29 protein-coding genes and 1 pseudogene are annotated in these 26575 nt (G+C 71.7%); 11 read left to right on the forward strand and 19 right to left on the reverse strand.

The genetic code is table 11. The features are described 5' to 3' along the window. Positions 1 to 386 (forward strand): annotated as a pseudogene (locus ABD691_RS16040) (pyridine nucleotide-disulfide oxidoreductase); the annotation flags it as partial. 2 nt (positions 387 to 388) lie between these two features. On the opposite strand, the gene ABD691_RS16045 reads toward ABD691_RS16040, so the two are convergent. Together ABD691_RS16045 and ABD691_RS16050 are read right to left on the reverse strand one after the other, a co-directional pair. After that, entirely contained in the window at positions 389 to 586 is a 198-nt protein-coding gene (locus ABD691_RS16045) for a ferredoxin (protein WP_344680485.1), read from the reverse strand. Between the two features lie 11 nt (positions 587 to 597). After that, on the reverse strand, positions 598 to 1803 hold the full coding sequence (locus tag ABD691_RS16050; RefSeq protein ID WP_344680486.1) for a cytochrome P450: 1206 nt from the start codon (positions 1801 to 1803) through the stop codon (positions 598 to 600). Between the two features lie 146 nt (positions 1804 to 1949). Between ABD691_RS16050 and ABD691_RS16055 the strand changes: the two genes are divergently transcribed. Continuing rightward, the gene (locus tag ABD691_RS16055; RefSeq protein ID WP_344680487.1) at positions 1950 to 2615 is read left to right on the forward strand and encodes a TetR/AcrR family transcriptional regulator; all 666 of its coding nucleotides are present in this window, start codon (positions 1950 to 1952) and stop codon (positions 2613 to 2615) included. On the opposite strand, the gene ABD691_RS16060 is transcribed toward ABD691_RS16055, so the two are convergent. Further along, on the reverse strand, positions 2612 to 3205 hold the full coding sequence (locus ABD691_RS16060; protein WP_344680488.1) for a TetR/AcrR family transcriptional regulator: 594 nt from the start codon (positions 3203 to 3205) through the stop codon (positions 2612 to 2614). The genes ABD691_RS16055 and ABD691_RS16060 overlap by 4 nt on opposite strands. 83 nt (positions 3206 to 3288) lie before the next feature. Here ABD691_RS16060 and ABD691_RS16065 point away from each other — a divergent pair, with 83 nt between their 5' ends. Both ABD691_RS16065 and ABD691_RS16070 read left to right on the forward strand, forming a co-directional pair. Beyond that, positions 3289 to 4029 carry an SDR family NAD(P)-dependent oxidoreductase gene (locus tag ABD691_RS16065; protein WP_344680489.1) on the forward strand — a complete coding sequence of 247 codons (741 nt, stop codon included), beginning with the start codon at positions 3289 to 3291 and terminating at the stop codon, positions 4027 to 4029. Between the two features lies 1 nt (position 4030). Next, positions 4031 to 4348 carry a DMT family transporter gene (locus ABD691_RS16070; RefSeq protein ID WP_344680491.1) on the forward strand — a complete coding sequence of 106 codons (318 nt, stop codon included), beginning with the start codon at positions 4031 to 4033 and terminating at the stop codon, positions 4346 to 4348. Positions 4349 to 4353: 5 nt separating this feature from the next. On the opposite strand, the gene ABD691_RS16075 is transcribed toward ABD691_RS16070, so the two are convergent. From ABD691_RS16075 to ABD691_RS16110, 8 genes are all read right to left on the reverse strand, one after another. Then, on the reverse strand, positions 4354 to 4737 hold the full coding sequence (locus tag ABD691_RS16075; protein ID WP_344680492.1) for a VOC family protein: 384 nt from the start codon (positions 4735 to 4737) through the stop codon (positions 4354 to 4356). An 81-nt stretch (positions 4738 to 4818) separates the two neighbouring features. Further along, positions 4819 to 6153, reverse strand: a complete 1335-nt coding sequence (locus ABD691_RS16080) for a uracil-xanthine permease family protein (RefSeq protein ID WP_344680493.1) — start codon at positions 6151 to 6153, stop codon at positions 4819 to 4821. A 97-nt stretch (positions 6154 to 6250) separates the two neighbouring features. Next, positions 6251 to 7396 (reverse strand): alkaline phosphatase PhoX, encoded by a 1146-nt coding sequence (locus ABD691_RS16085; protein WP_344680494.1) that lies wholly within the window; start codon positions 7394 to 7396, stop codon positions 6251 to 6253. A gap of 171 nt (positions 7397 to 7567) precedes the next feature. After that, positions 7568 to 8566 (reverse strand): TIGR03842 family LLM class F420-dependent oxidoreductase, encoded by a 999-nt coding sequence (locus ABD691_RS16090; protein ID WP_344680495.1) that lies wholly within the window; start codon positions 8564 to 8566, stop codon positions 7568 to 7570. A 25-nt stretch (positions 8567 to 8591) separates the two neighbouring features. Next, a complete protein-coding gene (gene hydA / locus ABD691_RS16095; protein ID WP_344680496.1) occupies positions 8592 to 9998 on the reverse strand; it encodes a dihydropyrimidinase in 1407 nt (468 codons plus the stop codon). Further along, positions 9995 to 11302: an aspartate aminotransferase family protein gene (locus ABD691_RS16100; RefSeq protein WP_344680497.1), complete on the reverse strand. Its 1308-nt coding sequence runs from the start codon at positions 11300 to 11302 to the stop codon at positions 9995 to 9997. The genes hydA and ABD691_RS16100 overlap by 4 nt, the downstream gene beginning before the upstream one ends. Positions 11303 to 11328: 26 nt before the next feature. After that, entirely contained in the window at positions 11329 to 12171 is an 843-nt protein-coding gene (locus tag ABD691_RS16105) for a nitrilase-related carbon-nitrogen hydrolase (RefSeq protein WP_344680498.1), read from the reverse strand. 248 nt (positions 12172 to 12419) lie between these two features. Continuing rightward, complete coding sequence (locus tag ABD691_RS16110) at positions 12420 to 12782, reverse strand: winged helix-turn-helix transcriptional regulator (RefSeq protein WP_344680500.1); 363 nt, start codon at positions 12780 to 12782, stop codon at positions 12420 to 12422. Positions 12783 to 12845: 63 nt separating this feature from the next. Here ABD691_RS16110 and ABD691_RS16115 point away from each other — a divergent pair, with 63 nt between their 5' ends. Then, complete coding sequence (locus ABD691_RS16115) at positions 12846 to 13694, forward strand: NAD(P)H-binding protein (RefSeq protein ID WP_344680501.1); 849 nt, start codon at positions 12846 to 12848, stop codon at positions 13692 to 13694. Here the strand turns inward: ABD691_RS16115 and ABD691_RS16120 are convergent. From ABD691_RS16120 to ABD691_RS16135, 4 genes are all read right to left on the reverse strand, one after another. Then, positions 13687 to 14268, reverse strand: a complete 582-nt coding sequence (locus ABD691_RS16120) for a TetR/AcrR family transcriptional regulator (protein WP_344681304.1) — start codon at positions 14266 to 14268, stop codon at positions 13687 to 13689. The two genes, ABD691_RS16115 and ABD691_RS16120, sit on opposite strands and share 8 nt — an antisense overlap. Position 14269: 1 nt before the next feature. Further along, positions 14270 to 15463, reverse strand: a complete 1194-nt coding sequence (locus ABD691_RS16125; RefSeq protein ID WP_344680502.1) for an MFS transporter — start codon at positions 15461 to 15463, stop codon at positions 14270 to 14272. A 241-nt stretch (positions 15464 to 15704) separates the two neighbouring features. Then, positions 15705 to 17090 carry an NAD(P)/FAD-dependent oxidoreductase gene (locus ABD691_RS16130; protein WP_344680503.1) on the reverse strand — a complete coding sequence of 462 codons (1386 nt, stop codon included), beginning with the start codon at positions 17088 to 17090 and terminating at the stop codon, positions 15705 to 15707. Between the two features lie 49 nt (positions 17091 to 17139). After that, complete coding sequence (locus tag ABD691_RS16135) at positions 17140 to 17526, reverse strand: DUF5313 family protein (RefSeq protein ID WP_344680504.1); 387 nt, start codon at positions 17524 to 17526, stop codon at positions 17140 to 17142. 147 nt (positions 17527 to 17673) lie between these two features. Here ABD691_RS16135 and ABD691_RS16140 point away from each other — a divergent pair, with 147 nt between their 5' ends. Continuing rightward, positions 17674 to 17808 carry a hypothetical protein gene (locus ABD691_RS16140; protein ID WP_344680505.1) on the forward strand — a complete coding sequence of 45 codons (135 nt, stop codon included), beginning with the start codon at positions 17674 to 17676 and terminating at the stop codon, positions 17806 to 17808. A gap of 82 nt (positions 17809 to 17890) precedes the next feature. Here ABD691_RS16140 and ABD691_RS16145 read toward each other — a convergent pair whose 3' ends face one another. Continuing rightward, positions 17891 to 19060 (reverse strand): fumarylacetoacetate hydrolase family protein, encoded by a 1170-nt coding sequence (locus tag ABD691_RS16145; protein ID WP_344680506.1) that lies wholly within the window; start codon positions 19058 to 19060, stop codon positions 17891 to 17893. Between the two features lie 243 nt (positions 19061 to 19303). Here ABD691_RS16145 and ABD691_RS16150 point away from each other — a divergent pair, with 243 nt between their 5' ends. Together ABD691_RS16150 and ABD691_RS16155 are read left to right on the forward strand one after the other, a co-directional pair. Continuing rightward, positions 19304 to 20140, forward strand: coding sequence for an SDR family oxidoreductase (locus tag ABD691_RS16150; RefSeq protein WP_344680507.1), 837 nt, complete (start codon positions 19304 to 19306; stop codon positions 20138 to 20140). A gap of 106 nt (positions 20141 to 20246) precedes the next feature. Next, entirely contained in the window at positions 20247 to 21008 is a 762-nt protein-coding gene (locus ABD691_RS16155; protein ID WP_344680508.1) for a TetR/AcrR family transcriptional regulator, read from the forward strand. A 45-nt stretch (positions 21009 to 21053) separates the two neighbouring features. Here the strand turns inward: ABD691_RS16155 and ABD691_RS16160 are convergent, their stop codons facing one another. Next, on the reverse strand, positions 21054 to 22064 hold the full coding sequence (locus ABD691_RS16160) for an NADP-dependent oxidoreductase (RefSeq protein WP_344680509.1): 1011 nt from the start codon (positions 22062 to 22064) through the stop codon (positions 21054 to 21056). A 117-nt stretch (positions 22065 to 22181) separates the two neighbouring features. Between ABD691_RS16160 and ABD691_RS16165 the strand changes: the two genes are divergently transcribed. The 3 genes from ABD691_RS16165 (at position 22182) to ABD691_RS16175 (ending at position 24449) form a co-directional block, all read left to right on the forward strand. Beyond that, entirely contained in the window at positions 22182 to 22826 is a 645-nt protein-coding gene (locus tag ABD691_RS16165; RefSeq protein ID WP_344680510.1) for a TetR family transcriptional regulator, read from the forward strand. Between the two features lie 20 nt (positions 22827 to 22846). After that, positions 22847 to 23797, forward strand: a complete 951-nt coding sequence (locus ABD691_RS16170; protein WP_344680511.1) for a threo-3-hydroxy-L-aspartate ammonia-lyase — start codon at positions 22847 to 22849, stop codon at positions 23795 to 23797. Positions 23798 to 23936: 139 nt separating this feature from the next. Continuing rightward, positions 23937 to 24449 (forward strand): hypothetical protein, encoded by a 513-nt coding sequence (locus ABD691_RS16175; RefSeq protein WP_344680512.1) that lies wholly within the window; start codon positions 23937 to 23939, stop codon positions 24447 to 24449. Positions 24450 to 24513: 64 nt separating this feature from the next. Here ABD691_RS16175 and ABD691_RS16180 read toward each other — a convergent pair whose 3' ends face one another. Then, complete coding sequence (locus ABD691_RS16180) at positions 24514 to 26316, reverse strand: acetyl/propionyl/methylcrotonyl-CoA carboxylase subunit alpha (RefSeq protein ID WP_344680513.1); 1803 nt, start codon at positions 26314 to 26316, stop codon at positions 24514 to 24516. 32 nt (positions 26317 to 26348) lie between these two features. After that, the gene (locus tag ABD691_RS16185) at positions 26349 to 26570 is read right to left on the reverse strand and encodes an acyl-CoA carboxylase subunit epsilon (protein WP_344680514.1); all 222 of its coding nucleotides are present in this window, start codon (positions 26568 to 26570) and stop codon (positions 26349 to 26351) included. Positions 26571 to 26575: the final 5 nt, after the last annotated feature.

Here is a 26575-nt window from a genome sequence, read left to right on the forward strand (position 1 = left end):
TCGAGCGCCGGGTCCGCGCGGGGCTGCCGCCGGGCAGCGTGGTCAGCGTGACCGGCCTGCCGCCGACGCCCGCGGTGCTGCGGGCGCGGGAACGCGGTGTGCTGAACCGGCTGCCGATGTTCGACCGGATCACCTCGCACGGCGTGCGCTGGCGCGACGGCCGCGAGCAGAGCGCCGACGTGATCCTCTGGGCGACCGGCTTCCGCCCGGCGATCGGCCACCTCGCGCCGCTGAAGCTGCGCGAGCCGGGCGGCGGCATCAAGGTCGACGGCACCCGCGCGGTCCGCGAGCCGCGGCTGCACCTGGTCGGCTACGGCCCGTCCGCCAGCACCATCGGTGCCAACCGGGCGGGCCGTGCCGCCGTGCGCGAGATCGGCGAGCTGCTCGCTCAGTCCTCCACGAGCGACAACGCGCCCGACGGGCAGAGCGTCACCGCGTCCCGGACCGCGTCGGCGTCCCCGTCGCCGACCTCGGTCGCGAGCACCACCACGGTGCCGTCGTCGTCGCGCTGGTCGAACAGCGCGTCCGCGGCGAGCACGCACTGACCCGCTCCGACGCAGCGCTCCACGTCCGCCTGGATCCTCATCCCGACTCTCCTCACCAAGTGACCATCAGTTCGTGGATTCCGTAGATCGCCGACTCCTCCTTGAACCGGATGTCGTCGAAGCCGACCGCCAGCCGCAGGTCCGGGATCCGCCGCACCAGCGTGTCGAAGACGATCTGCAACTCCACCCGCGCGAGGTTCTGGCCCAGGCACTGGTGCGCGCCGAAGCCGAAGGCGACGTGCTGGCGGGCGGCCCGGGAGAAGTCGAGGTCCCCGGGGCGGTCGAAGACCTCGGGGTCGTGGTTGGCCGAATAGCCCATCGCGATCACCCCGTCGCCCTCCCCGATGACCACGCCGCCGATCTCCACGTCCTCGGTCGCGGTGCGCGCGGTCGCGTTGTCGACGATCGAGAAGAACCGCAGCATCTCCTCCACCGCGCCGGGCGTCTTCGCCGGATCCGCGGCGATCTCCGCCCACCGGGCGGAATCGTCCAGCAGCGCCAGGCTACCAAGCGAGATCATGTTCGCGGTGGTCTCGTGCCCGGCGACCAGCAGCAGGAACGCGAGGCTGACCAGCGCCTCCTGGTCGACCTCGCCCTCGGCCCGCTGCTTGGCCACCTGCCTGCCGAGCAGGTCGTCGCCCGGTGCGCGGACCTTGTCCGCGACCAGATCCGACAGGTAGGCGCGGAGTTCGAAGAACGCCTCCTCCCGCTCGGCCCCCGGCGTCGCCCGGCTGATGATGCGGCCGCTGCGCTGCTGGAAGAACTCGTGGTCGGCGTAGGGAACGCCGAGCAGCTCGCAGATCACCAGCGACGGCACCGGAAGCGAGAGCATCCGCACCAGGTCGACCGGCCCGCCCGCGGCCAGCATCGCGTCGATGGCCTCGTCGACGATCTCCTGCACGCGCGGGCGCAGCGCGTTGATCCGCCGGACGGTGAACTCACCGAGAACCGCCCGCCGGGCCGCCGAGTGCTCGCGCCCGTCCATGCCGATCATCGACGGCTTGGAGCTGAAGATCAGGTCGCTCTGCCCCGGCACGAGCCGCGGGAACCCGGGCTTGCGGCGGTCGGAGCTCATCCGCGGGTCGCTGAGGACCGCGCGCACGTCCTCGTGCCGCGACACCAGCCACACGCTGCCTCCCGCCAGCGTCGGCACCCGGCGGACCGGCTGCTCGCGCCGGAGTTCGGCGTAGGAGTCGGGCGGCGAGTACGGACAGGTCCGGGGGATCGGATAGGTCAGAGCTTCAGAAGATGCCGGCATCGTGGCTCCTGGTCACTCGGGGAAACATCTGGACGACTTCCTTCCGCTTAATCCAAGCTAGCCATCCGGAAGATTTTCGTCCACCTAGGTTTCGCCGACCGCATGCGACAATCCGCCCATCGGCACCCGATTGCGAAGAAGGGACGATGACCGACACCACCGAAGGCACCAGGCTGCGAGCTGACGCGCAGCGCAACCTAGAGCGGATCGTCGCCGCCGCCCACGAGGTCTTCGCCGAGCACGGTCCGGACGTCCCGATGGAGGAGATCGCCCGCGCCGCGGGCGTCGGGGTCGGCACCCTCTACCGCAGGTTCCCGGACCGGGAGTCGCTGATCCGCGCGGTCGGCATCAACGCCTTCCAGCGGGTGCTCGACAACACCCGGACGATCATCAGGGACAACTCCGACCCGTGGCGCGCGCTCACCGCGATGGCGCTGTCCACCGCGGACCTCCAGGTGGCGCTCCAGCTGTCCATGCTCTCCCCGCGCGCCCGCGTGATCATCACCCGGGACCCCGAGACCGGCAAGATCCGCGACGAGCTGATGGACATCCTCGACAGCCTGGTGGACGCGGCGCAGCGCAACGGGTCGATGCGCACCGACGTCAGCAGCCGCGACGTCGCGGTGCTGCTGTCCCTGGTCCGGCGGGGCCTGCACGGGCTGCCCGAGGACCTGATGCGCAGCGCGCCGCCGCGCTTCCTGACGATCATGCTCGACGGCCTCCGCGCCGGGGCCGACACGCCGCTGCCGGGCCGCCCGGTGACGCAGGCCGATCTGGACTTCCTGCGCAGGAGCGACCAGGCGACCGGCTAGAGCATCGCGTCCCAGGCGAGCATCGCGCGGTCGATGACCGCGTGCAGCTCCTCCCTCGACCGCCCGTCCCTGGCCTGGATCGACAGGCCGTTCTGCACGGTCATGTAGAAGGTGGCCATGCCCGCGGTGTCGGCGGTGGCGGGCAGATCACCCTCGGCCACCGCGCGGTCCAGCCGCTCGCGGATGGCGTCGACGTCGGCGTTCCGGCACCCCGCGAGGAACTCGCGCACGTCGTCGTTCGTGCAGTTGGTGGCGCCCAGCACGACCAGGCATCCCTGCGGCGCCTCCGGATCGGTGATGGAGTCGGCGCAGGTGCGCAGCATCGCCTCGATCATCTGCCGCGCCGTCGGCTGCTCGCGGATCGCCCGCGCGACGGGCGCGCGCTCCGGCGCGTTGTAGAGCGCGACCGCTTCGCGGAACAGCGCCTCCTTGCAGCCGAACGCCGAGTAGAGGCTCGGTGCGCTGATCCCGATCGCGCCGGTGAGATCGCTCATCGAGACGCCTTCGTAGCCGTGCTCCCAGAACAGCTCCATCGCCACGCGCAGGGCCCGGTCGCGGTCGAACGCGCGGGGACGACCTCGTGGGGACACCGGCTCCACCTCCAGCCGCTTGACGGTCCGTGCACCCGATGATACCTATTTTATAGCGTTCGATACAGAAATGGAGCACGGTCATGCACCACCTCGACGGCAAGGTCGCACTCGTCACCGGCGGCAGCCGCGGCATCGGCGCCGCCATCGCCGCCCGGCTGGCCCAGGACGGCGCCGACGTCGCGCTGACCTACAACAACAGCGCCGAGGCCGCGGCACGGGTCGTCGACGAGATCAAGCAGAACGGACGCCGCGCGATGGCCGTCCACGCACCCGCCGCCGACGCCGACGCGGTCGCCGCGGCGGTCGAGCAGACCGCGGCCGAGTACGGCAGGCTCGACGTCCTGGTCAACAACGCCGGGGTCTTCCCCGCCGGCACCATCGACGAGCTGGGCCTCGACGACTTCGACAACGCCGTGGCGGTCAACGTCCGCGCGGTCTTCGCCGCCACCCGCGCCGCCGTCGGCCACCTCGGCGAGGGCGGCCGGATCATCAACATCGGCAGCTGTCTGGCCGACTTCGTGAGCATGCCCGGCATCGGGCTGTACTCGCTGACCAAGTCCGCGCTCACCGGCTTCACCAAGGGGCTGGCGCGGGACCTCGGACCGCGCGGGATCACCGCGAACGTCGTGCACCCCGGCAACACCGAAACCGACATGAACCCCAGCGACGCCGACGACGCCGAGCAGCGGCGGGCGCTCATCCCGCTCGGCCACTGGGCCCGGCCCGAGGACATCGCGGCCACCGTCGCGCACCTCGCGGGCGAGTCCGGCCGCTACATCACGGGAGCCGCGATCGCGGTCGACGGCGGGATCAACGCCTGACATGGCCTGGATCGTGCTGCTCGTGGCCGGGGCGCTGGAGATCGTGTGGTCCCTGGCGCTCAAGCACGCCGACGGGCTCAGCAGGCTGTGGCCGTCGGTCCTGGGCATCGGCGTGGCGATGGTGAGCCTCGCGATGCTGTCGGTGGCGCTGAAGGACCTGCCGGTGGGCACCGCGTACGCGGTGTGGGTCGGCATCGGCACGGTCGGCGTGGCGGTCGCGGGGATGCTCGTCCTCGGCGAACCCGTGACCTGGCCGCGGCTGGTGTTCCTGGCGCTGATCGTCGCCGGGGTAGCCGGGCTGAAGCTCGTGGAGAGCTGAGCGCCCTAACCGGCGTTCTCGTCGCTCTGGAAGAGGCCGAAGGTGTTGTTCTCGGTGTCGAGCAGGTACACCACCCAGCCCATGCCGGGAATCGGCATCTTCGGCTCGACCACGGTCGCTCCCGCAGCCTCGGCGTCGCGGGTCTTGCGGTCGATGTCGGCGACGTCCATGGTCACCACGAACGCGGTCTTGGCCGCCTCCCGGTCCGGCTGCGGGCCTTCCCGCACGGTCAGCCCGCCGTTGATGCCCGGCCCCTCCTCACCGGTGTCGATCAGCCAGTACGGCTGGTCCTCCCACTGCTCGATCTTCCAGCCGAACAGCGTGGAGTAGAAGTTCCGGGCCCGCTCGACGTCCGAGGCGTGGATCTCGAAGTGCACTGGACGGTGCATGACGACCTCCCCCAACGAGGTTGTGCACCCGAGTGTCGGGCCTGCTCCCCCACCTCGCACTGAGGATCAGCGTTGGGGGGATCAGCGCCGCTTCGGCGCGAGCGGGCGCAGGACGTGGTAGCCGACCAGCGTCACCACCGTTCCCAGCGCGATGCCGCTGAAGGTGAACGACGGCGTGATCTCCAGCGACACCCCGCCGATCCCGGCGATCAGCCCGGCCGCCAGCGGCAGCAGGTTTACCGGGTCGCCGAAGTCGACCTTGTTCTCGACCCAGATCCTGGCCCCCAGCAAGCCGATCATGCCGTAGAGCACGACCGTGATGCCGCCGAGCACACCGCCCGGCGTCGCCGCGATCACCGCGCCGAACTTCGGGCACAGGCCGAACAGCACCGCCACGACCGCGGCCACCCAGTAGGCCGCCGTCGAGTACACCCTGGTCGCGGCCATGACGCCGATGTTCTCGGCGTAGGTCGTCGTCGGCGGGCCGCCGACCGCGCTGGAGATCGCGGTGGTGAAGCCGTCGGCGAAGATCGCGCGTCCGAGGCTGCCGTCGAGATCGGTCCCGGTCATCTCCTCCACCGCCTTGACGTGACCGGTGTTCTCCGCGATCAGCGCGATCACCGCCGGGAGCACCACGACGATCGCGGTCGCCTCGAACGAAGGCGCGTGCAGCTCGGGGAACCCGAACCAGCCGGCCTCCGACACCGCGCCCAGGTCGACCCGGTAGTGCGGGACGACCGCGCCGCTGGAGTCCGGCGAGGTGATCATGCCGAAGACCCGGTCGAACACCCACGACAGCGCGAACCCGGCCACCAGCGCGACGAAGACCGCGATGCGGCCCCAGAAACCGGGCAGCAGCAGGCTGCCCGCCAGCACGACGGCCATGGTGATCAGCGCGATCCACTGGTCCTGCGGCCAGTAGGTCTCGGCCACCACCGGCGCGAGGTTGAACCCGATCAGCATCACCACCGCGCCGGACACCGCGGGCGGCAGCAGCCGGTGCACCACCCGCGGTCCGGCGAAGTGCACGACCAGCCCGGCCGCCGCCAGCACCACCCCGCAGACCAGGATCGCGCCGGTCACCGTCGAGCTGTCCCCGCCGCCCGCGCGGATCACCGTCACCGCGCCGACGAACGAGGCGCTGCTGCCGAGGTAGCTGGGGATCCGGCCCTGCACCACGAGCAGGAACACGATCGTCGACAGCCCCGAGACCATGATCGCCAGGTTCGGGTCGAGCCCCATCAGCACCGGGAACACGAACGTCGCGCCGAACATCGCGACCACGTGCTGGGCGCCGAGCCCGACCGTCCGGCCCCACGACAGCCGCTCGTGCGGCGCCACCGACTCCCCCGGGCGCGGCGTGCGCCCGTCCCCGTGCAGCGTCCAGCCGACGCCCAGCTTCGCACCTCGTCGCATCGCGACAGTGTCTCCCAGCGCCGCCCGCGTCTGGTTTCCGGACACCGTCCACTTCGGAGAAGATCCGGTATCCGCGCTTCGGGTCCGCGGCGGATCGTCAGGGCTTGCGGAACGGCCCGGTGACCTCGTAGGTGATGCCGCCGCTGCTCGCGCCCGAGGTACCGCGCTGGGAGGAGAAGTACAGCCGGTCGCCTGCCGGGTTGAACGCGACTCCGCACAGCTCGGACTCGTCCTGGTCCAGCACCCGCAGGAACGGCGCCACGACGTCGTCGGGAGTGATCAGGCAGACCTCCATGTTGCCGCCGTCCTCGGCCACGTACAGGTCGCCGACGGCCGCGCCGGTGATGTTGTCGACACCGGTGAGCGGGGCGTCGGGCACCTCGTCGGCGGCGTAGGCGACGTTGAGGACGTTGCCCGCCGCGTCGTAGGCGTAGACCCGGTTCTCGCCCTTGGCGGTGAAGTAGCAGGTGCCGCCGCTGTAGTAGGCGCCCTCGCCGCCGTCGAAGTGCCTGGCCGAGGCGACCTGGTCGCGCGTCTGCTGGTCGGCCGCGCTCGGGTCCGGGACGTCGACCCAGGCCAGGCCGCCGTTGTCGTCGGCGAGCACCTGCAGGGTTCCGGCCGACATGTCCTCCCAGGTGGTCGGCACGAACCGGTAGAAGCAGCCGTCGGGCTCGTCCTCGGTGAGGTAGACGACCTTGCGCTCCGGGTCCACCGCGGCGGCCTCGTGGGTCAGGCGGCCCATCGCCGGGTGCTGCTTGGCCTCCCGCACCCCCCACGGGTCGGCTTCGAAGACGTACCCGCGGTCGGTCTCCTCGCAGGACAGCCAGGTGTTCCACGGAGTCGGGCCGCCCGAGCAGTTGCGGGTGGTGCCGGACAGGATGCGGTAGGCGTCGGTGATCTCGCCCGCGCTGTCGAACTTCACCGCGCTCACCCCGCCGTCGCCGTTCTCCAGCTCGGAGTTGGACACGTAGATCCAGCCGTCGCCGTCGGCGAAGCACGCGCCGCCGTCCGGGGCGCCGTGCCAGGTGTGACCGGCGACCTGCTCGCCGGTCCGGCCGATGATCCGGCTGGTGAAGCCCTTCGGCAGCATGATCCCGTTGGCGTCCGGTCCGAGCAGTTCGCCGTAGGGGCTCTGGCCCACCACGGCCGGGAAGGCGATCGCCTGCCGGGTCACCGAGAACCCGAAGGCCACCGACGTGCCGGCACCAAGTACCGCTGCGCGCAGGAAGTCACGACGTCGCACGGAAAACTCCTACCAGTCGATTCGGGAAGTGCCCGAGACTCTAGGAGGCGGACCGCTTCACGAGCAGCGCCGTTGCGGTGAACTCTTCGCATCCGGCGAGCGATTTCCCGTTTTTCCCGAACCGATTTGCGCCACGTGGCGGATTGATTCCACTGTGGACCTCAATGCGGGTCAGGAAAAGGCCGGGATCACCCGCTTCCCGTACTCGTCGATGGTCGCGTCGATCGCGTCGTGCATGGCGTAGATGGCGAACTGGTCGGCACCGGCCTCGCGCAGCTCGTGCAGCTTGTCGATCTGCGCCTGGGCCGGGCCCAGCAGGCAGAACCGGTCGACGATCTCGTCCGGGACGAAGTCGGTGCTCGGGTTGCCCGCCCGGCCGTGGTGGGAGTAGTCGTAGCCGTCGCGGCCCCGGATGTAGTCGGTGAGCGCGGCAGGCACCGCCCCGGCCGAGTCGCCGTAGCGCTCGACGAGGTCGGCGACGTGGTTGCCGACCATCCCGCCGAACCACCGGCACTGCTCGCGGGCGTGCTCGACGTCGTCGGAGACGTAGGCGGGAGCCGCGACGCAGACCGTGATCCGCTCCGGGTCGCGCCCGGCGTCGGCGGCGGCCCGGCGGACGTGGTCGACCATCCACTTCGTCAGGAAGGGATCGGCCAGCTGCAGGATGAAACCGTCGGCGTGCCTGCCCGCCAGCTCCAGCGCCTTCGGCCCGTAGGCGCCCATCCAGACCGGCAGCCGGCCGTCGCGGACCCACGGCAGCCGCACCGGAGTCCCGTCGAGGTCGACCTCCCGCCCCTCGGCCAGCTCCCGGATCACGTGCATGGCCCGCTCCAGCCGGGCCAGCGTGTTCGGCCTGCCGCCGGTGACCCGCACCGCCGAGTCGCCGCGGCCGATCCCGCACACCGTGCGGTTGCCGAACATGTCGTTGAGGGTGGCGAACAGCGAAGCCGTGACTGTCCAGTCCCTTGTGGACGGATTGGTCACCATCGGGCCGACGACCATGCGCTCGGTGCGGGCCAGGACCTGGCTGTGGATGACGAACGGCTCCTGCCACAGCACGCAGGAGTCGAAGGTCCAGCCGTGGCCGAAGCCGAGCTGCTCGGCCCGGCGCATGCGGTCGACCACCGACCAGGCGGGCGGATCGGTCTGCAGGACGAGTCCGAACTCCATGATGTGCTCCGCTCCTCGCGCCGGGTCAGATCAGGTACTGGCAGGTGCCGCGCGGCAGGAACCGGCCGTGTCCCGGATGCCCGCGGTACTCGCCGCCGTCCACGACGACCTTGCCCCGCGACAGCACGGTCCGCACCGCGCCGGTCACCCGCCTGCCCTCGTAGGGGTTGTAGTCGACGTTCATGTGGTGCGTGCCGGCCGAGATCACCTGCTCCGCCTGCGGGTCGTAGACGACGATGTCGGCGTCCGAACCCGGGGCGATGGTGCCCTTGCGCGGGTGCAGCCCGAACATCCGCGCCGGCGTCGTGCTGGCCAGCTCCACCCACCGGCGGCGGCCGATGCGGCCCTCCACCACCGCCTGGTGCAGCAGGTCGATCCGGTTCTCCACGCCCGGCATCCCGTTGGGGATCTTGGAGAAGTCGCCCAGCCCCAGCTCCTTCTGCGGCGTGAAGCAGAACGGGCAGTGGTCGGTCGAGACCACCGACAGGTCGTTGGTCCGCAGGCCCTGCCAGAGCGCTTCCTGGTGCTCGGCCGGGCGCAGCGGGGTCGAGCAGACGTACTTGGCGCCCTCGAAGTCCGGGCGCGCGAGCTCGTCGACGGTCAGGAACAGGTACTGCGGGCAGGTTTCACCGAAGACGTTGAGGCCCGCGTCCCGGGCGCGCGTCAGCTCGGCCACCGCCTCGGTCGCCGAAACGTGCACCACGTACAGCGGCGCGCCCGCGACCCGCGCGAGCTGAATGGCGCGGTGGGTCGCCTCGGCCTCCAGCAGCGGATGCCGGACCTGGCCGTGGAACTTCGGGTCGGTGCGACCGGACTCCAGCGCCTGCCGCACCAGCACGTCGATCGCGATGCCGTTCTCGGCGTGCATCATCGTCAGCGCGCCGTTTCCCGCGGCCTGCTGCATGGCCCGCAGGATCCGGCCGTCGTCGCTGTAGAACACGCCGGGGTAGGCCATGAACATCTTGAAGCTGGTCACGCCCTCCCCCACCAGCATGTCCATCTCCTTGAGCGACTGGTCGCCGACATCGGAGACGATCATGTGGAAGCCGTAGTCGATCGCGCAATGGCCCTCGGCCTTGGCGTGCCAGGAGTCCAGGCCCTCGCGCAGCGAGCCGCCGACCGGCTGGATGGCGAAGTCGACGATCGTCGTGGTCCCGCCCCAGGCCGCCGCCCGGGTGCCGGTCTCGAACGTGTCCGAGGCGAACGTGCCGCCGAACGGCATCTCCATGTGCGTGTGGGCGTCCACACCGCCCGGGATGACGTAGTGGCCGCTGGCATCGATCACCGCGTCGGCGCCTGCGGCCCACTGGTCGCCGAGGCCGGAGGCGGTCGCGGCCAGCGCCGTCACGTGCTCACCGTCGACGAGCACGTCGGCGGCGACCTCGTCGGAGGCGGTGATGACCAGCCCGTTGCGGATGACCGTCCGGCTCATGACCGCGCCGCCGATTCCAGCGCGGCCAGCAGGATGCGAGCGGCCTCCCGGGCCTCGTCCTCGGTGACGCTCAGCGGCGGCGCGATCCGCAGCACGTTGCCGCTCAGACCGCCCTTGCCGACCAGCAGCCCGTTGCGCCGGGTCTCCTCCAGCACCAGCGCGGCCAGCTCCGGAGCCGGCTCGGTGCTGCCGGGGCGGACCAGCTCGATCCCGAGCATCAGGCCCTTGCCGCGCACGTCGGCGACGATCGGGATCCGCCCGACCGCAGCGTCCAGCGGTTCCCGCAGGACCGCGCCGACCCGGCGCGCGTTGCCCTGCAGGTCGTGCTCGACGAGGTAGTCGAGGTTGGCCACCGCGCCCGCGGCGGTGACCGGGCTGCCGCCGAAGGTGGAGATCGAGTTCGCCGTCAGCGAGTTCATGATCTCGCCGCGGGCGATGACCCCGCCGACCGACAGCCCGTTGCCGATGCCCTTGGCGAAGGTGACGATGTCGGGCGCGCCCCGCTCGTCGTGGGCCTGCCAGCCCCAGAAGTGCTCGCCGGTGCGGCCCCAGCCGGTCTGCACCTCGTCGCTGATCCACAGGATGCCGTGCCGGTCCAGGACTTCCTTGAACCGCGCGAACAACCCGTCCGGCGGAGTGCTGAACCCGCCGACGCCCTGGACCGGCTCGGCGATCAGGCAGGCGACGTTGCCGTGCAGCTGGCCGAGGACGTCTTCGAGGTCGGCGACGCAGGCCGCGGTGAACTCCGCGTCCGGGAGCCCGGACAGCGGGGTGCCGAGCCTGCGGCTGCCGTGCACGTAGGAGGTCTGCACCGGGGACAGGCTGGTCGGCGACCAGCCCTGGTTGCCGGTGATCGCCATCGCCGAGAACGAGCGGCCGTGGTAGCTGTTGCGCAGCGCGAGCACCTGGTTCGACGCGCGGTATCCGGTGGCCAGCAGCAGCGCGGTGTCGTTGGCCTCGGTGCCGCTGGTCGTGAAGAACACCCGCGGGTCGTCGATCCCGGACAGCTCCGCGACCCGCTCGGCGAGCTCGATCATGGGCTTGTTCAGGTAGAGCGTCGAGGAGTGCAGGATGCGTCCCGCCTGCTCGCTGACCGCCGCGGTGACCTCGGGCAGCGCGTGCGCGGTCATCGTGGTCAGGATGCCGCCGAAGAAGTCCAGGTAGCGGTTCCCCTCCGCGTCCCAGACGTGCCTCCCCCGCCCGCGCTCGACCTCGATCGGCTCGTCGTAGTACAGCGACAGCCAGTCCGGCAGCACGGCGCGCCGCCGCTTGGCCAGATCCGCGTGCACTCCTGCGCTCGCCATCGTTTCCGCTCCTCTCGGTCCACGGGTCAGGGACGGGTCAGCGGGCCGTAGGCGTCGGGCCTGCGGTCGCGGTAGAAGGCCCACTTGCGGCGCACCTCGTCGATCAGGTCGAAGTCGAGGTCGCGGACCACCAGCTCCTCCTCGGAGTCGCTGGCGACGTCGCCGACGAACCGGCCGTAGGGGTCGACGAAGTAGCTGGTGCCGTAGAAGTCGTTGTCGCCGTACTCCTCGGAGCCGACGCGGTTGATCGCCGCGACGAAGTACTCGTTGGCCACCGCCGCCGCGGGCTGTTCGAGCTTCCACAGGTACGACGACAGGCCCCGGCTGGTCGCCGACGGGTTGTAGACCAGCTGCGCGCCCGCCAGGCCGAGCGCCCGCCAGCCCTCCGGGAAGTGCCGGTCGTAGCAGATGTAGACCCCGATCCGGCCGACCGCGGTGTCGAACACCGGCCAGCCGAGGTTGCCCGGCCGGAAGTAGAACTTCTCCCAGAAACCCGGCAGGTGCGGCAGGTGGTGCTTGCGGTACTTGCCGAGGTACGTGCCGTCGGCGTCGATGACCGCGGCGGTGTTGTAGTAGAAGCCCGGCCCGTCGATCTCGTAGACCGGCACCACCACGACCATGCCCAGTTCGCGCGCGAGCTCGCGCATGCGCTGCGTCGTCGGGCCGTCCGGCACCGCCTCCGCCCAGCGGTGGTGCTCGTCGTCCTGCACCTGGCAGAAGTACGGGGCGTTGAAGACCTCCTGGAACCCGATGACCCGCGCGCCCTGCGCCGCGGCGGCGCGGGTGTGCTTCTCGTGCGCGTCGATCATGGTGGCGGTGTCGCCGGTCCACTTCGCCTGGACCAGCGCGGCACGAACAGGACTGGACATCTGCTGAACACCCCTTGTGGTCGGGCCCGAGGGCGCGGTGGCTGCCTCGCCGCCCGCTCCCCGAACATATGACCCGGACCACATGCGTGCAATGACCGCCCGGTTACGCACCGTTGCGATCATGCTCACCGCCGTCTCCCGCGAGCGCGGATGCCGGAGCTGATCGGCCCGCGATTCGCCCGAGCAGGCGAAGCGCCGGTGTGTCGAGCACAGGCGAACCTGTTGCTCCGCAAGGAAATCCGGAGGGGTCAGCCTTCGTAGTCGGCCACGATGTCGGCGGTGTTGGCGCTGACCCAGTCCACGAGCGCCTGGAGCAGTTCGGTGATCTCGGCGCCCCGGGACGTGAGCGAGTAGGTGACCTTCGGCGGGGTGGTCGGCTCGACCTCGCGCTCGACCAGGCCGTACCCGGTGAACGTCCGCAGGTTCTGCGACAGCATCTTCTCGCTGATCCCGCCGATCCGGTCGCGCAGCTGGTAGAAGCGCTGCGGCCCGTCCCGAAGCGACGCGAGCACGAGCGTGCCCCAGCGGCTGGTGACGTGGTGGAGCACCGTGCGTGCCGGGCATTCGGGGTCGAACACGGTGTCCGGCCGGTTCGCGGGACTTGCCTTCATGAACTGAGCTTACCTTCAGGTACGTACTTACCTGAAGAAAGCTCCGGTCCTAGGGTGGGGTTCATGATCAACCCCAAGAAGGTTCTGGTGATCGGCGCGACCGGCCACGTCGGCGGCCAGGTCGTCAGCCAGCTCGCCGCCGCGGGAACCGAAGTGCGGGCGCTGTCGCGCAAACCGCCCGCGTCCGCACCCGGAGTCGAAGCGTTCCGCGGCGACCTGTCCGCACCGGAGACGCTGGAGCCCGCGCTCCGCGGTGTCGACGCCGTGTTCGTGACCTGGCCGTTCCTCGGCCCCGACGCCGCCCGCGCGATCGTGGCCACCATCGCCGAGCACGCCCGGCACGTCGTCCTGCTCTCCTCCGGCGCGGTGCGGGACGACCTCGACGAGCAGCCGCACCCGATCGGCGCCGCGCACGCCGACATCGAACGGCCCATCCGCGAGTCCGGGATGGACTGGACGTTCCTGCGGCCCTACGCCTTCGCCACGAACACCCTGGAGTGGGCGCCCGACATCCGCGCAGGCGACGTGGTGCGCGGTGCGTACGGAGCCGCGGCGATGACGATGATCCACGAGGCGGACATCGCCGCTGTCGCGGTCCGCGCACTGACCACCGACGGCCACGCGGGCGCCCGCTACGAGCTGACCGGATCCGAACCGCTGACCCGCGTCCAGCAGGTCGAGGCGATCGGCCGGGCGCTGGGCCGCGAGCTGCGCTGGGAGGAGATCTCCCGCGAGGCGGCCAAGGAGCGGATGACCTGGACCGCACCGGACATCGCCGAGATCGTCCTGGACTCGTTCGCCTCGGTGGTGGGCAGCCGGGCACCCGGAACGTCCACAGTGGAGGACGTCCTCGGCGTTCCGCCCCGCAGCTACCAGCAGTGGGCGGTCGACCACGTGGCCGACTTCAGCTGAGCAGCTCCCGCAGGCTCGCCTCGAAGTCCGCCTCGGTCGGCGTCTTCTCGGCGAGCAACGCGTGCAGCAGGATGCCGTCGTAGGCGTGCACGAAGGTCCGGATCCGGACCGGGTCGCCGGTGTGGCGGCGGGCGAACTCCGCGAGCGCGTCGGTCCAGCGGGTGGTCGACGCGCGCCACTCCGGGCGGCGGGCGGCCAGCAGGCACAGCTCGAACTCCGCCATCAGCCGCCCGGGCGCTGCCAGCAGCTCGGCCATCAGGCCGGCCAGCGCCCGCAGGCGCCGGTCCGGGTCCTCGACGGACGCGGCGAGCTCCCGCAACCTCGCCGCGTCCTCGTCCATGCACGTCGTCAGCGCCGCGGTGAGCAGCTCCTCCGCGCCACCGAAGTGGTAGGTGGTCGCGGTGGTGGGCAGCCCCGCCTCGCGGGCGACCGCGCGGTGGGTCACCCCGGAGGCACCCTCCCGCGCGACCACCCGCAAGGTGGCCTCGACCAGCTCCTGGCGGCGGCGTTCTCCTTTGGCCCGGCGGCCGTCCGTCTCGTTCAGCGTCCCGCTCCCCTGTCGGCTGCCAGGCAGGCTAGACCATGGCGGGCACCTCCTCGCGAGGCAGCAGCCGCGTGGCCACCACCGCCGAGACCAGCGCGAGCGCACCCGCGCCGACGGCCACCCCGAACCCGGCCCGGGTGCCGAACAGGTCCACGACCTGCCCCGAGACCGCGGCGCCGAGCGCGACGCCGACCTGCAGTCCGGCGATCATCCACGTCATGGCCTCGGTCAGGCTCGCGGCGGGCGCGATCCGCTCGACCGCACCCATGATGACGATCATGGTGGGGGCGAAGAACACCCCGGCCACCAGCACGACCGCCGACAGCGCGGCGACGCTGTTGACGACCAGGAACGGCCCCGTGGTCGCGGCGGTGCCGAGAACACCGGCGAGCAGCAGGCGCGGCAGCGGCACCGACAGCTTCAGCGCGCCGAACACCAGGCCGGACACGGCCGAACCGATCGCGTAGACCGCGAACACCACGCCCGCGGCCTGCTTGCTGCCCTGCTCCGCGGCGAACGCCAGCCCCATCGTGTCGACGACCCCGGCGATGGCACCGCCGAACAGCAGCGTCAGCGCCAGCAGCAGCACCGGCGGCATGAGGATCACCGACCCGCCACCGGCGGTCCGGGGCCGCACCGGTGGCTCGGTCCGCTTCTGCGGGACGAACAGCGCGACCCCGACGGCGAGCAGCACGGCCGCGACGAGCGGCGCCGCCTGCGGGAACAGCGAGACGCCGAGCATGACCGCGACCGCAGGCCCGACGATGTAGGTCAGCTCGTCGAGCACCGACTCCAGCGAGTACGCGGTGTTGAGCTTCGGCGAACCGCGGTGCACCTCGGTCCACCTGGCCCGGACCATCGCGCCCATGCTGGGCATGAACCCGGCGAGCACCGCGCAGGCGAACAGCGTCCAGGCCGGGGCGTCCAGGTGGGCGCATAACAGCAGTCCGCCGAGCGCGGCGACGCTGATCCCGGTGACCAGCGGCAGCACGCGCCCCTGCCCGATCCGGTCCACCGCGCGGGACACCTGCGGCCCGAGCAGCGCCATGGACAGCGTGAACGTCCCGGCGACCGCTCCCGCCAGCCCGTACTGCCCGCGCAGTTCGGAGAGCATGGTCAGGATTCCCATGTGGGTCATCGGAAGCGGCAGCCGCGCGATGATCCCGGCCAGCGTGAACGCCTTGGTCCCCGGCGCGGCGAAGATCTCGCGGTATGGATTGGGCATCGGTCGGCCTCTCAAACAATTGGAACTTATGTTCCAGTTTCTAGCACGCGATCATGCCCGATGCCCTGTGCCTTGCGTCACCGATGAAAAAGCCCGCGCACCAACGAAGTCGGCGACAGGCGCCCAAGAACCCAGGCGATCAGGAACCCGGGCCGCTCAGGAATGCAGGCCGATCAGGAACCCGGGCCGATCAAGAACCCGGGCCGCCCAAGAACGCAGCCCGCTCAGAAACCCTGACCGCTCAGGAACCCAGCCCGATGCCGCGCCGGTCCAGCTGCCGCAACCACCAGCCGCGCCTGCCGCCGTTCTCGTCGGCCCGGGCGAGCGCGCGCCGCGTGCACTGGACCAGCAGCCAGCGCAGCGGTTCGGGCGGGAACGGCATCGGCTTCTCCCGGACGAACCGCAACCGGGTGCGTTCGGAGTCGTCTCCCCAAAGCAGGTCGAGCGCCACCTGGGCGCCGAACCGCGACGCGGCCAGCCCGAGCCCGGTGTAGCCGAGCGCGTGCGCCACCCGGCCGACGGTCCCGAACACCGGGGTGAACCTGGTCGTGGAGTCGATCGGACCACCCCAGCGGTGCGTGAAGCGCAGGTCCGCCAGCTGCGGGAACGTCCGGAAGAAGTTCGCCGCCAGCTTCTCGTGCGGCTCCCTCCTGGCCGCCAGCGAGGGCGACGTCCGGCCGCCGAAGTAGTAAACGGCGTCGTAGCCGCCCCACAGGATCCGCCCGTCCGGGGTCGGCCGGTAGTAGTGGAACCTGTTGTGGCTGTCGGTGATCCCCTGACCGTCCCGCCAGCCGACCGACGCCCACCGGGCTTCGCCGAGCGGTTCGGTGACCAGCGCGTAGTCCCAGACCGGCAGCACGCGGCGGCGAACCCGCCGGAGCGGGGCGGGGAACGCGTTGGTGGCCAGCACGGCGCCCGCCGCCCGGACTGTCCCTTGTGGAGTCTTCGCGAGCACGCCGCCCCGGCGGTTCCGCAGCGCGCGGACCGGGGTGTGCTCGTGGATCCGCACACCGAGCCGTTCCGCGGCCCCGGCCAGCCCGCTCACCAGGCGGGCGGGATCGACCAGCCCGCCGGCACCCGGCAGCCGGAGCCCGGCCCGGTACGCCGGCGAAGCCACGTCGGCGCGCACTCCGCCCGCGCCCTGGAACACCGCGTCCATGCCGTGCTCGGCGTAGAGATCGGCCTCGTCGCGGAGTTCGGCGACCTGGTGCGGTTCGGTCGCGACCGCCGTCTTGCCGCACATCCGCAGATCGGCCTCGATGCCGTGCGCGCGAACGAAGTCCGCGATCTCGGCCAGGTTCGCGGCCCCGAGTTCGACGAGCGCGCCGATCTCGTCGGGCCACAGGTGGGCGCCGTGCGCGAGCCCGTGCGTCAACGACTCGGACAGGAACCCGCCGCTGCGGCCGCTGGCGCCGGAGGAGATCCGGTCCTTCTCCAGCACCACCACGTCGGCGCCGGGCCTGCGCTGCTTGGCGGTGATCGCCGCCCACAGGCCGGTCGGACCACCGCCGACGACCACCAGGTCCGCCGAGGTGCCGCCGGTCAGCCGTTCGCGCGGATCGGCCGCGGGAGCGCGCCAGTACGCCGCCGGTTCGGCGCAGGACAGCGCCCGCTCGACCTGACCCATCCAGCGCCTTCCTTGATCGACTCCGTCCGAGCCTAACCCGGGCCGCCGGTCACTCCCACCACGGCCGGTAGCCGACGCCGTGCCTGCCCGCCCGGCGGACGTCGCGGTTGAGCGCCCGGGTCTCGCGGCCGATGCCCGGCGGGTAGCCGTGCTTGATCACCCGGTGCTCGGCCAGCTCGCCCATGTAGCACAACGAGTAGAACAATCCCACCATCAGACCCAGCACGATCGCCGAGATCCGGATCGACAGCGGACCCGGCAGCAGCAGGACGAGCGCGCACAGCGGCGCCAGGTGCAGCAGCGACCGCGCGAAGTGCCGCAGCACCCACGTCCGGCAGGTGACGTCGTGCAGGACCCATTCGGCGTAGCGGTCGGGCAGCTTGCCGCCGAAGGCGTACCACACCCACAGCGCTGGGTTCGGCCGGCGAGTCGCCATTGCCCCAGGTTAGTCCGCGTCGCGGCCGGAGCGCGCCTGCCATTCGGCCCGAGCCACCCGCCGGCGCGGAAGTGGATCAGATCACATCCGCTTGACCGGTAACGATTCGCCGGATCCGGCCGATTCCCCGGACGAAGGGGTGAGAACGTGTTCGTCGTCGTGGTGGCAATGTTGCTCGTGTTGGTCCTGGGGGTCGTGATGTTCACCGACCTGCTCGACAACGGAGCGAAGGAACTGAGGATCCTGCTGGCCCGGCTCGTCCAGCGGGCCCGGCTGCACTGAGCACAGTGGATGGACCGCTCGCCGGTGACCGGCGAGCGGTCCGCCGTTTCCGGTACCGGGCAGGCGGTCCTCCGGGCGGCCTTCAGCCGAGCAGGCCGCGCCGGGCGAGGTTGGTCATCAGCGCCCGCACCCCGAATGTCCACTCCGGACACTTCTCGGACCGGTTCACCCGGTTGACCAGCGTGCCCAGCCTGGGCGTCGAGATCCGCACCACGTCGCCGACGTGGTGGGTGAATCCCCCGCCCGGCTCGTCCCGGTCCTGCGTGGGCGCGAACAGGGTGCCGGTGTAGAGCAGCAGCCCGTCGGGGTACTGGTGGTGCCGCCCGATCGCGGCCGTCACCAGGTCGAGCGGGTCGCGGCTGATCTCGCGCATCGTGCTCACGTCGTCGAGCACGAACCCGTCCTCGCCCCGCACCTCCAGCCGGACGTCCAGTTGCCGCACCTCGTCCAGGCCGAACCCGTTGTCGAACAGCCGCAGGAACGGCCCGATCGCGGCCGAGGCGTTGTTGTCCTTGGCCTTGGGCAGCAGCAGGGCGCTGCGACCCTCGACGTCGCGGAGGTTGACGTCGTTGCCCAGGGTCGCACCGGCGATCCGGCCGTCGGAGCGGACCGCCAGCACCACCTCGGGTTCCGGGTTGTTCCAGCTCGACCCCTCGGCGATGCCGACCTCGGCCCCGACGCCGACCGCCGCGAGCACCGGTGCCTTGGTGAAGATCTCCGGGTCCGGGCCGAGACCCACTTCGAGGTACTGCGACCACAGACCGTCGCGCAGCATCCGGTCCCGCACCGCGCGGGCCTCCGGCGAGCCGGGTTCGATCGCGGCGAGCGTGCGCCCGACCGCGGTCTCGACCTCGGCGCGGACCGCGCCGGACTTCGCGGGATCGCCACCGGCCCGCTCCTCTATGACCCGCTCCAGCAAGCTGCCCGCGAACGTCACGCCCGCCGCGCGGACCACCTGGAGGTCGGCAGGGGCCAGCAGGTGCGCGCCCTGGCGGGCGCCCAGCGTCTCGGCCAGGACCCCCGGCAGCGACCAGGTCCGGCGCGCGGTGGCGGTGCGGGCGACTCCGGCCGGGTCCGGAGCCTCCAGCAGCTCCGCGACCGTCGACGCGGTGTCGGTGATGTCGAGCAGTTCCTCACCCGAAACCACCACGACGCACGGGCCCTGCTCATCCGGGTCTTGGAGCCTCCCGACCAGCAACGCGGTCCGCCAGTCGGCGGGCAGGACGTCGAGCGGGCTGTTGACCAGGGGCACCGCACACCTCGCAGAAGATCCGGCCTCGGATCTATCTGTACCACTGTTTCGAACGGTCGAACAGAGCCCGCGAGGCCGCTGCCAGGAGGCCGTTTTCTCCGGTGGCCACCGGGAATCCCCCGCCGCGGGCAGCGGCGTCCGGTGTCCACTGAGGCCGGTTGCGCCGAACGGGCCGACGTCATCCGTTCGGTTGACCGTGGCGGAGGCTTGACCAACTCGCCGCCTCTTGTGCCCGGTGCGACAGTGAGCACGAAAACCGATCTCGGGGCGGGGGTGCCCATGGACACCATCGCGGTCACCGGAGGTACCGGACACCTGGGGCGTGAACTGGTCGCCCTGCTCAAGACGACGTACCGGGTGCGCGTTCTGACCCGCAAGCCGCGGACGGACGAGGACGTGGACTGGGTCCGGGGAGACCTGGCCACCGGTGAAGGACTCGAACAGCTCGTCTCCGGCGCGCAGGTCCTGCTGCACGCCGCCACGATGTCGCCTGCGGCGCAGCGCGGTTACCTGCTGCCGTCGGACTTCTGGCACAGCCCGCCCGACGTCGACGTGGACGGCACCGCCCGGCTGCTGGAGGAGTCGGCGAAGGCCGGGGTGCGCCACTTCGCCTACATCTCCATCGTGGGCGTGGACCAGCCGGTCGGCCCCTACCTGCGGCTCAAGCACACCGCCGAGGAACTGGTCAGCGTCGCCGACGTGCCGTGGTCGATCATGCGCGCCACCCAGTTCCACTGGCTGCTGGACCGGATGCTGGGCAAGGCGAGCAGGCTCCCGGTGCTGCCGCTGCCGACCTCGCTGCCCACCCAGCCGGTCGACGCCGGCGACTTCGCCCGCTACGTCGTGGAATGCCTCGAAGAGGGGCCGGGCGGTCTGCGCACCGACTTCGGCGGGCCGGAGGTGCTGACCTTCGCCGAAGTCGTCCGGCAGTGGCAACGCGCCCGGGGCAGGTCACGCCGCGTGGTCACCGTTCCCGCGCCCCGGCGGCTGACCCGGATCGCCACCCAGATCACCTGCCCGCAGGGCCGCCGCGGCAGCACGACCTGGTCGGAGTGGCTGCGCACGCATCCGGCGGAGTGAGCGCAACAGCGCCGGAAGCGATCGCCGTACGATGTCGCGAACGACGTTCGACGACCGATGGACGATGGCGGCCCAGTGATGGTGGTCCAGTGATGGCGATCCGGTGATGGCGATGGAGTACAGCGGCGGCGGGGATCCGGCCCGCAGCCTCGCCCTGCTGTGGCGGACCGGGGCCGTGCGCAAGGGCCGTTCGGATCTCAGCGTGGACCGGATCGTGCGGACCGCGATCGAGCTGGCCGACGCCGAAGGCATCGGGGCGCTGTCCATGCGGCGGGTCGCGGGTCAGCTCGGCGTCGGCACGATGTCGCTCTACACCTACGTGCCGGGCAAGGCCGAACTGCTCGACGTCATGCTCGACACCGTCTACGGCGAGACCCCGCGGGAGGAGCCCGCGGGCGGCGGGTGGCGCGGCAGGCTCGAACAGGTCGCGCGGGAGAACTGGGAGCTGTACCACCGGCATCCGTGGATGCTCCAGGTCGCGACCGGCCGCGCGGTGCTGGGGCCGAACGTGATCGCCAAGTACGACCACGAGCTGGGCGCGGTCGCGGGGATCGGGCTGACCGAGGTCGAGATGGACTCGGTGCTCAGCCTGGTGCTCGGGCACGTCGAAGGAGCGGCGCGGCGGTCGGTGGAGGCCGCGCAGGCCGAGCGGGCCAGCGGACTGACCGACGAGCAGTGGTGGCAGGCGCACGCGCCGCTGTTCGGCAAGCTCATGGACCCCGACCGGTTCCCCAACGCCGCGAAGGTGGGGGCCGCCGCCGGGGAGGCGCACGGATCCGCGCAGAACCCGGCGCACGCGTTCGAGTTCGGGCTGCAGCGGATCCTGGACGGGATCGAGGCGTTCGTCCGCGACCGCCGTCCACAGTAGAGAGCCGGCGGCACCGGCCGGGCAGCCGGCGCCGCCTGCCGGGGCTCAGTCCGCGATCTTCACCAGGGTCTTGCCGGTGTTCTCACCGCGCAGCATGCCCAGGAACGCCTCCGGCGCCTTGCGCAGGCCGTCGTAGACCGTCTCGGTGTAGTGGATCCTGCCCTCGCGCAGCCAGCCGCCGACCTCCTCGACGAACCGGTCCCGCAGGTGCAGGTTGTCGGTGACGATGAAACCGCGCAGCGACAGGCGCTTCTGCACGATCATCGGCATGTTGCGCGGACCGGGCTGCGGCTCGGTGTTGTTGTACTGGGAGATCATGCCGCACTCGGCAATCCGGCCGAAGTCGTTGAGCACCGAGATCGCGGCCTCCAGGTGCTCGCCGCCGACGTTGTCGAAGTACACGTCGATGCCGTCGGGCGCGGCGGCCTTGAGCTGGTCGTGGACCGGCCCGTCCTTGTAGTTGAACGCGGCGTCGAAGCCGAGTTCCTCGGTCAGGTAGCGGACCTTGTCCGCGCTGCCCGCGCTGCCGATCACGCGGGAGGCGCCGCGCAGCTTGGCGAGCTGGCCGACGATCGCGCCGACCGCACCCGCGGCCCCGGACACGAACACGACGTCGCCCTCCTTCTGCGCCGCCATCTCGACCAGGCCCGCGTAGGCGGTCAGGCCGACCATGCCCAGCACGCCGAGGTTGGCGTTGAGCGGCGCGGCCTGCGGGTCGACCTTGAGCGCGTGCCGGGCGTCGACGACCGCGTGGGAGCGCCAGCCCAGGCCGTGCACGACGACGTCGCCCGGCGCCAGGCCCTCGGCGCGGGAGGTGACGACCTCGCCGAGCGCGCCGCCGTCGAGCGCCTTGCCGACCTCGAACGGCGCGACGTAGGACTTCGCGGCGCTCATCCGCCCGCGCATGTACGGGTCGACGCTCATCACCAGGTTGCGGACCAGGACCTGCCCTTCGGCCGGCTCGGGGACGTCGACCTCGGCGAACTCGAACGTCTCCGGGGTGGGCCAGCCCTCCGGACGGGCCGCCAGGCGGATCTCCAGGCCGTTGGTCGTCATCGTGCGCTCCTTCGCGGGTTCTGCGGTTGCGGGTCCGACGATACAGAAACTGTCAGCGACTGCCAAATGTCGCCCGCTGCCTTATGCCACCGGCTGCCGTGGGCCATAATGGGGCGCATGAGCGTGTCCACCGACCAGGGTGGCCTGCGGGCCAGGAAGAAGCAGCGCACCAGGTCCGGCCTGATCGAGGCCGGGGTCGACCTGTTCCTGGACAAGGGCTACGACGCGACCACGATCGACGAGATCGCGGCGCAGGTCGACATCTCGCCGCGGACGTTCTTCCGGTACTTCGCGGGCAAGGAGGACATCGCGCTGGCCAAGGGCGCGGCCCTGGACGACCTCGTGGTCGAGGCGCTGCGCGCCCGTCCGGCGGGCGAACCGCCGCTGCCCGCGCTGCGCCACGCGGTGCTGGCGATGGTGCGCGAGTCGGCCGCCAGCGAAGGCGTCGGGCGGTTCCTGCACACCCAGCACCTGATCAACAAGACGCCCACGCTGCTGGCGGGCAACCTGCGCCGGGCGGCCGAGACCGAGGAGCGGCTCACCGCCGAGATCGCCCACCGCCAGGGCGTCGACCCGGACGCGGACCTGCGGCCGCGGGTGCTGGTCGGCGTCGTCTACGCCGCGCTGCGCATCGGCATGGAGGCGATGTGCGCCGACCCCAGCCGCGAACCGGAGCGCATGATCGAGCTCATCGGCCAGGCCGTCGACCTGGCCACCGCCGGGATCCCCGAAACCTGGGACACCGATCCCCGGCGCTGGTGAGCGACCCCGGAGGTGTGCGAGTGCTGTCGCTGTCCGACATCCGGTCCGCGGCCGGACGACTGCGCGGGGTGGCGCACCGGACACCGGTGCTCACCTCCGGCGCGGTCGACGACCTGGTGGCCGCGGAGGTCTTGCTCAAGTGCGAGAACTTCCAGCGGGTGGGCGCGTTCAAGTTCCGCGGCGCCTACAACGCGATCTCGCGGCTCGACGATGAGCAGAAGCGCCGGGGCGTGGCCGCGTACTCGTCCGGCAACCACGCCCAGGCGGTCGCGCTCGCCGCGCGGCTGGCCGGCACCGCGGCGGTGATCGTGATGCCTGAGGACGCCCCGGCGGTCAAGGTGGCCGCGACGCGCGGCTACGGCGCGGAGATCGTCAGCTACGACCGCTACACCCAGAACCGGGAGCAGCTGGCGGGGGAACTCGCCGCCGAACGGGGGCTGGCGCTGATCCCGCCCTACGACCACCCGCACGTGATGGCCGGGCAGGGCACGACCGCGCTGGAGCTGATCGAGGACACCGGTCCGCTGGACGCGCTCGTGGTGCCGGTCGGCGGCGGCGGGCTCATCGCGGGCTGCGCGACGGCGGCGACCGCGCTCAGCCCCGGCGTCCGGATCGTCGGCGTGGAGCCGGAGTCCGGCGACGACACCAGGAGGTCGCTGGCGGCGGGCAGGCGGGTCGAGATCCCGGTGCCGCGCACGATCGCCGACGGGCAGGCGATCACCACGCCGGGCGAGCTGACCTTCGAGGTCAACCGGCGGCTGGTGGACGAGATCGCGGTGGTCACCGACGACGAGATCCGGGCGGCGATGCGGCTTGCCTTCGCCCGGCTCAAGATCGTCGTCGAGCCCAGCGGGGCGTGCGGGCTCGCGGCGCTGCTGGCGGGCCGGACCGCGGTGTCGGGCCGGGTCGGCGTGGTGATCTCCGGAGGCAACGTCGAGCCCGGCCGGTTCACCGAGGCCCTGGCCGGCTGAGGTCGCCTGATCAACTGAGGTAGCCGCCAGCCCGTCGTGAGATCCGGCGGTTCGTCATCGACCTGATGTGCGCCGTGCGCTTTGGCCGAGCCGCAACCGGCCACCGGGCGTCATCATGGGAGCGACCGGAGGGAGAAGCATGCTTCACGGCTACATCTTCGATCGCGTTTCGGTGCTCCTGCGCGACATGCACTTCGAGAACACCAGGCAGGCCAACGACGAGGGACCGGAGAAAGGCGTCCGGGTGGAGCTGCGGCTGCGGGAACCGCAGGACTGGCGCGGCTCGGAGTTCGCCGCGCAGCGGGTGGTGCTGGACCAGCCGGTGTGGCGGGCGGACATCTTCGTCGCGGTCGGGTCACCGCCCGATTCCTTCGACCGGACGCATTACCACTCCCGGTTCGAAGGGCTGGAGCCGGTGAGCCGGGAGTGGAGCGACGAACTCACGCAACAGCCGTTCGAGTGGCTGCGCGATGAGCTCGGCGACCTCACCGGCGTGCTCGAACGCGCGGGCGTCGCCGACGACGGCATCAGCGAGGCCGACGGCGCGGAGCTCCGGCGCGCCGCACCGGAGATCGCTGCGCGGGCTCGCGAGGTGTTCGGGCAGGTTCAGGCCGGGGAGCTCACGTCCGAGGTCAATCGGCCGTTCGTGTAGGGACTCCCACCCCGCCGACCGCAGTGGCGCCGAATCGACGGGATGGGAGCGGCGCTGCCGAACCTCAGTCCTTGAGGGTGCAGAGGGTGGTGCCCTGGGTGAGGGTGTCGCCGGGGCTGGCGGTCAGACCGGTGACGGTGCCGTCCTTGTGGGCGGTGACCGGGTTTTCCATCTTCATCGCCTCCAGCACCGCGATCAGGTCCCCGGCCGCCACCTTGTCGCCGTCGGCGACCGCGAGCTTGACCAGCGTGCCCTGCATCGGCGCGGTCACCGCGTCGCCCGAGGCCGCCGCGCCCGCCTTGGCGGCGGCCCGCTTGCGCGGCTTGGCCTTCTCCGCGGGGGCGCTGCCGCCGGTCAGGCCCGCCGGGAGGGACACCTCCAGCCTGCGGCCCCCGACCTCGACCACGACCGTCTGCCGCGCCTCCGGCTCGGCCGGTCCGGCGCCGCCACCGGTGAACGGCGGGAGGTTGTTGTCGAACTCGGTCTCGATCCACCGCGTGTGCACCCGGAAGCCGTCCGGGCCGCCCACGAAGGCCGGGTCCGAGACGATCGCGCGGTGGAACGGCAGCACCGTGGCCATCCCCTCCACCACCATCTCGGCCAGCACCCGGCGGGACCGCGCCAGCGCCTGCTGCCTGTCCCGGCCGGTCACGATCACCTTGGCCAGCAGCGAGTCGAACTGGCCGCCGATCACCGAGCCTGACTCCACGCCCGAGTCCACCCGCACGCCCGGGCCCGACGGCGCCACGAACGTCGTGACGGTGCCCGGCGCGGGCAGGAAGTTGCGGCCCGGGTCCTCACCGTTGATCCGGAACTCGATCGAGTGGCCCACCGGCGCGGGGTCCTCGGTCAGCCACAGCGGCTCGCCCGCGGCGATCCGGAACTGCTCGGCGACCAGGTCGATGCCGGTGGTCTCCTCCGACACCGGGTGCTCGACCTGCAGCCGCGTGTTGACCTCCAGGAACGAGATCGTGCCGTCCAGCCCGACCAGGAACTCCACGGTCCCGGCACCCGAGTAGCCCGCCTGCCTGCAGATGTCGCGGGCGGCGGTGTGGATGGTGGCCCGCTGCTCGGCGCTCAGGAACGGCGCCGGGGCCTCCTCCACGAGCTTCTGGTGCCTGCGCTGCAACGAGCAGTCGCGGGTCCCGACCACCACGACGTTGCCGTGCTGGTCGGCCAGCACCTGGGCCTCCACGTGCCGCGGCCGGTCCAGGTACCGCTCCACGAAGCACTCGCCCCGGCCGAAGGCCGCCTCGGCCTCCCGCACCGCCGAGTCGAACAGCTCCGGGATCTCCTCCAGGGTGCGGGCGACCTTCAGCCCGCGGCCACCACCGCCGAACGCGGCCTTGATCGCCACCGGCAGCCCGTGCTCCTCGGCGAAGGCGACCACCTCGCCCGCGTCGGCGACCGGGTCCTTGGTGCCCGGCACCAGCGGCGCCCCCGCCGCGGTCGCGATGTGCCGCGCGGTGACCTTGTCGCCCAGGTCCCGGATCGCCTGCGGGGACGGGCCGATCCACACCAGTCCCGCGTCCAGCACCGCCTGGGCGAAGTCGGCGTTCTCCGACAGGAACCCGTAGCCGGGGTGCACCGCGTCGGCCTCGGCCCGCTTGGCGGCGTCGATCAGCTTGTCCACGTCCAGGTAGGACTCCGCCGCCGTCGTCCCGCCCAGCGCGAACGCCTCGTCGGCGAGCCGCACGAACAGCGCGTCCGCGTCGGGCTCGGCGTAGACGGCCACGCTGCCGATGCCCGCGTCCCGGCACGCCCGCACCACCCGGACCGCGATCTCCCCGCGGTTGGCGACCAGCACCTTCCTGATGACCCGGGGGTCGCTGTCCGACGGGGTCACGTCATTGCGTTCAGCGGTCACTTCGACCAGGGCTCCTCTTTCCGGCGGAAGTTCTAGTACGGCAGGGCGGACGTGCGCCAGGCGTGCGGGCCGGGACGCAGCGGGCGGCGGCCCGCGGGGTGGCGCAGCGCGGGCTCGCCCCACACCGACCACTCCCGCCGGGTCTCCGGTTCGGGGGCCTGGCGGGCGGCCAGGCTCAGCGCGATCGCCACGGCGGCGATCTCCTCGTCGTCGGGGTCGCCCGACACGATCCGCAGCACGGGGGTGTCACTCATGACCG

Source organism: Saccharopolyspora taberi (genome assembly GCF_039534165.1).
Classification (GTDB): domain Bacteria; phylum Actinomycetota; class Actinomycetes; order Mycobacteriales; family Pseudonocardiaceae; genus Saccharopolyspora_D; species Saccharopolyspora_D taberi.

What these genes read in the sequence shown, in the direction of transcription:
- ABD691_RS16045 (WP_344680485.1), bottom strand. Translation starts at nt 586, where the DNA reads ATGAGGATCCAGGCGGACGTGGAGCGCTGCGTCGGAGCGGGTCAGTGC.
- ABD691_RS16050 (WP_344680486.1), bottom strand. Translation starts at nt 1,803, where the DNA reads ATGCCGGCATCTTCTGAAGCTCTGACCTATCCGATCCCCCGGACCTGT.
- ABD691_RS16055 (WP_344680487.1), top strand. Translation starts at nt 1,950, where the DNA reads ATGACCGACACCACCGAAGGCACCAGGCTGCGAGCTGACGCGCAGCGC.
- ABD691_RS16065 (WP_344680489.1), top strand. Translation starts at nt 3,289, where the DNA reads ATGCACCACCTCGACGGCAAGGTCGCACTCGTCACCGGCGGCAGCCGC.
- ABD691_RS16070 (WP_344680491.1), top strand. Translation starts at nt 4,031, where the DNA reads ATGGCCTGGATCGTGCTGCTCGTGGCCGGGGCGCTGGAGATCGTGTGG.
- ABD691_RS16075 (WP_344680492.1), bottom strand. Translation starts at nt 4,737, where the DNA reads ATGCACCGTCCAGTGCACTTCGAGATCCACGCCTCGGACGTCGAGCGG.
- ABD691_RS16080 (WP_344680493.1), bottom strand. Translation starts at nt 6,153, where the DNA reads ATGCGACGAGGTGCGAAGCTGGGCGTCGGCTGGACGCTGCACGGGGAC.
- ABD691_RS16090 (WP_344680495.1), bottom strand. Translation starts at nt 8,566, where the DNA reads ATGGAGTTCGGACTCGTCCTGCAGACCGATCCGCCCGCCTGGTCGGTG.
- hydA (WP_344680496.1), bottom strand. Translation starts at nt 9,998, where the DNA reads ATGAGCCGGACGGTCATCCGCAACGGGCTGGTCATCACCGCCTCCGAC.
- ABD691_RS16100 (WP_344680497.1), bottom strand. Translation starts at nt 11,302, where the DNA reads ATGGCGAGCGCAGGAGTGCACGCGGATCTGGCCAAGCGGCGGCGCGCC.
- ABD691_RS16105 (WP_344680498.1), bottom strand. Translation starts at nt 12,171, where the DNA reads ATGTCCAGTCCTGTTCGTGCCGCGCTGGTCCAGGCGAAGTGGACCGGC.
- ABD691_RS16110 (WP_344680500.1), bottom strand. Translation starts at nt 12,782, where the DNA reads ATGAAGGCAAGTCCCGCGAACCGGCCGGACACCGTGTTCGACCCCGAA.
- ABD691_RS16115 (WP_344680501.1), top strand. Translation starts at nt 12,846, where the DNA reads ATGATCAACCCCAAGAAGGTTCTGGTGATCGGCGCGACCGGCCACGTC.
- ABD691_RS16125 (WP_344680502.1), bottom strand. Translation starts at nt 15,463, where the DNA reads ATGCCCAATCCATACCGCGAGATCTTCGCCGCGCCGGGGACCAAGGCG.
- ABD691_RS16130 (WP_344680503.1), bottom strand. Translation starts at nt 17,090, where the DNA reads ATGGGTCAGGTCGAGCGGGCGCTGTCCTGCGCCGAACCGGCGGCGTAC.
- ABD691_RS16135 (WP_344680504.1), bottom strand. Translation starts at nt 17,526, where the DNA reads ATGGCGACTCGCCGGCCGAACCCAGCGCTGTGGGTGTGGTACGCCTTC.
- ABD691_RS16155 (WP_344680508.1), top strand. Translation starts at nt 20,247, where the DNA reads ATGGCGATGGAGTACAGCGGCGGCGGGGATCCGGCCCGCAGCCTCGCC.
- ABD691_RS16160 (WP_344680509.1), bottom strand. Translation starts at nt 22,064, where the DNA reads ATGACGACCAACGGCCTGGAGATCCGCCTGGCGGCCCGTCCGGAGGGC.
- ABD691_RS16165 (WP_344680510.1), top strand. Translation starts at nt 22,182, where the DNA reads ATGAGCGTGTCCACCGACCAGGGTGGCCTGCGGGCCAGGAAGAAGCAG.
- ABD691_RS16175 (WP_344680512.1), top strand. Translation starts at nt 23,937, where the DNA reads ATGCTTCACGGCTACATCTTCGATCGCGTTTCGGTGCTCCTGCGCGAC.
- ABD691_RS16185 (WP_344680514.1), bottom strand. Translation starts at nt 26,570, where the DNA reads ATGAGTGACACCCCCGTGCTGCGGATCGTGTCGGGCGACCCCGACGAC.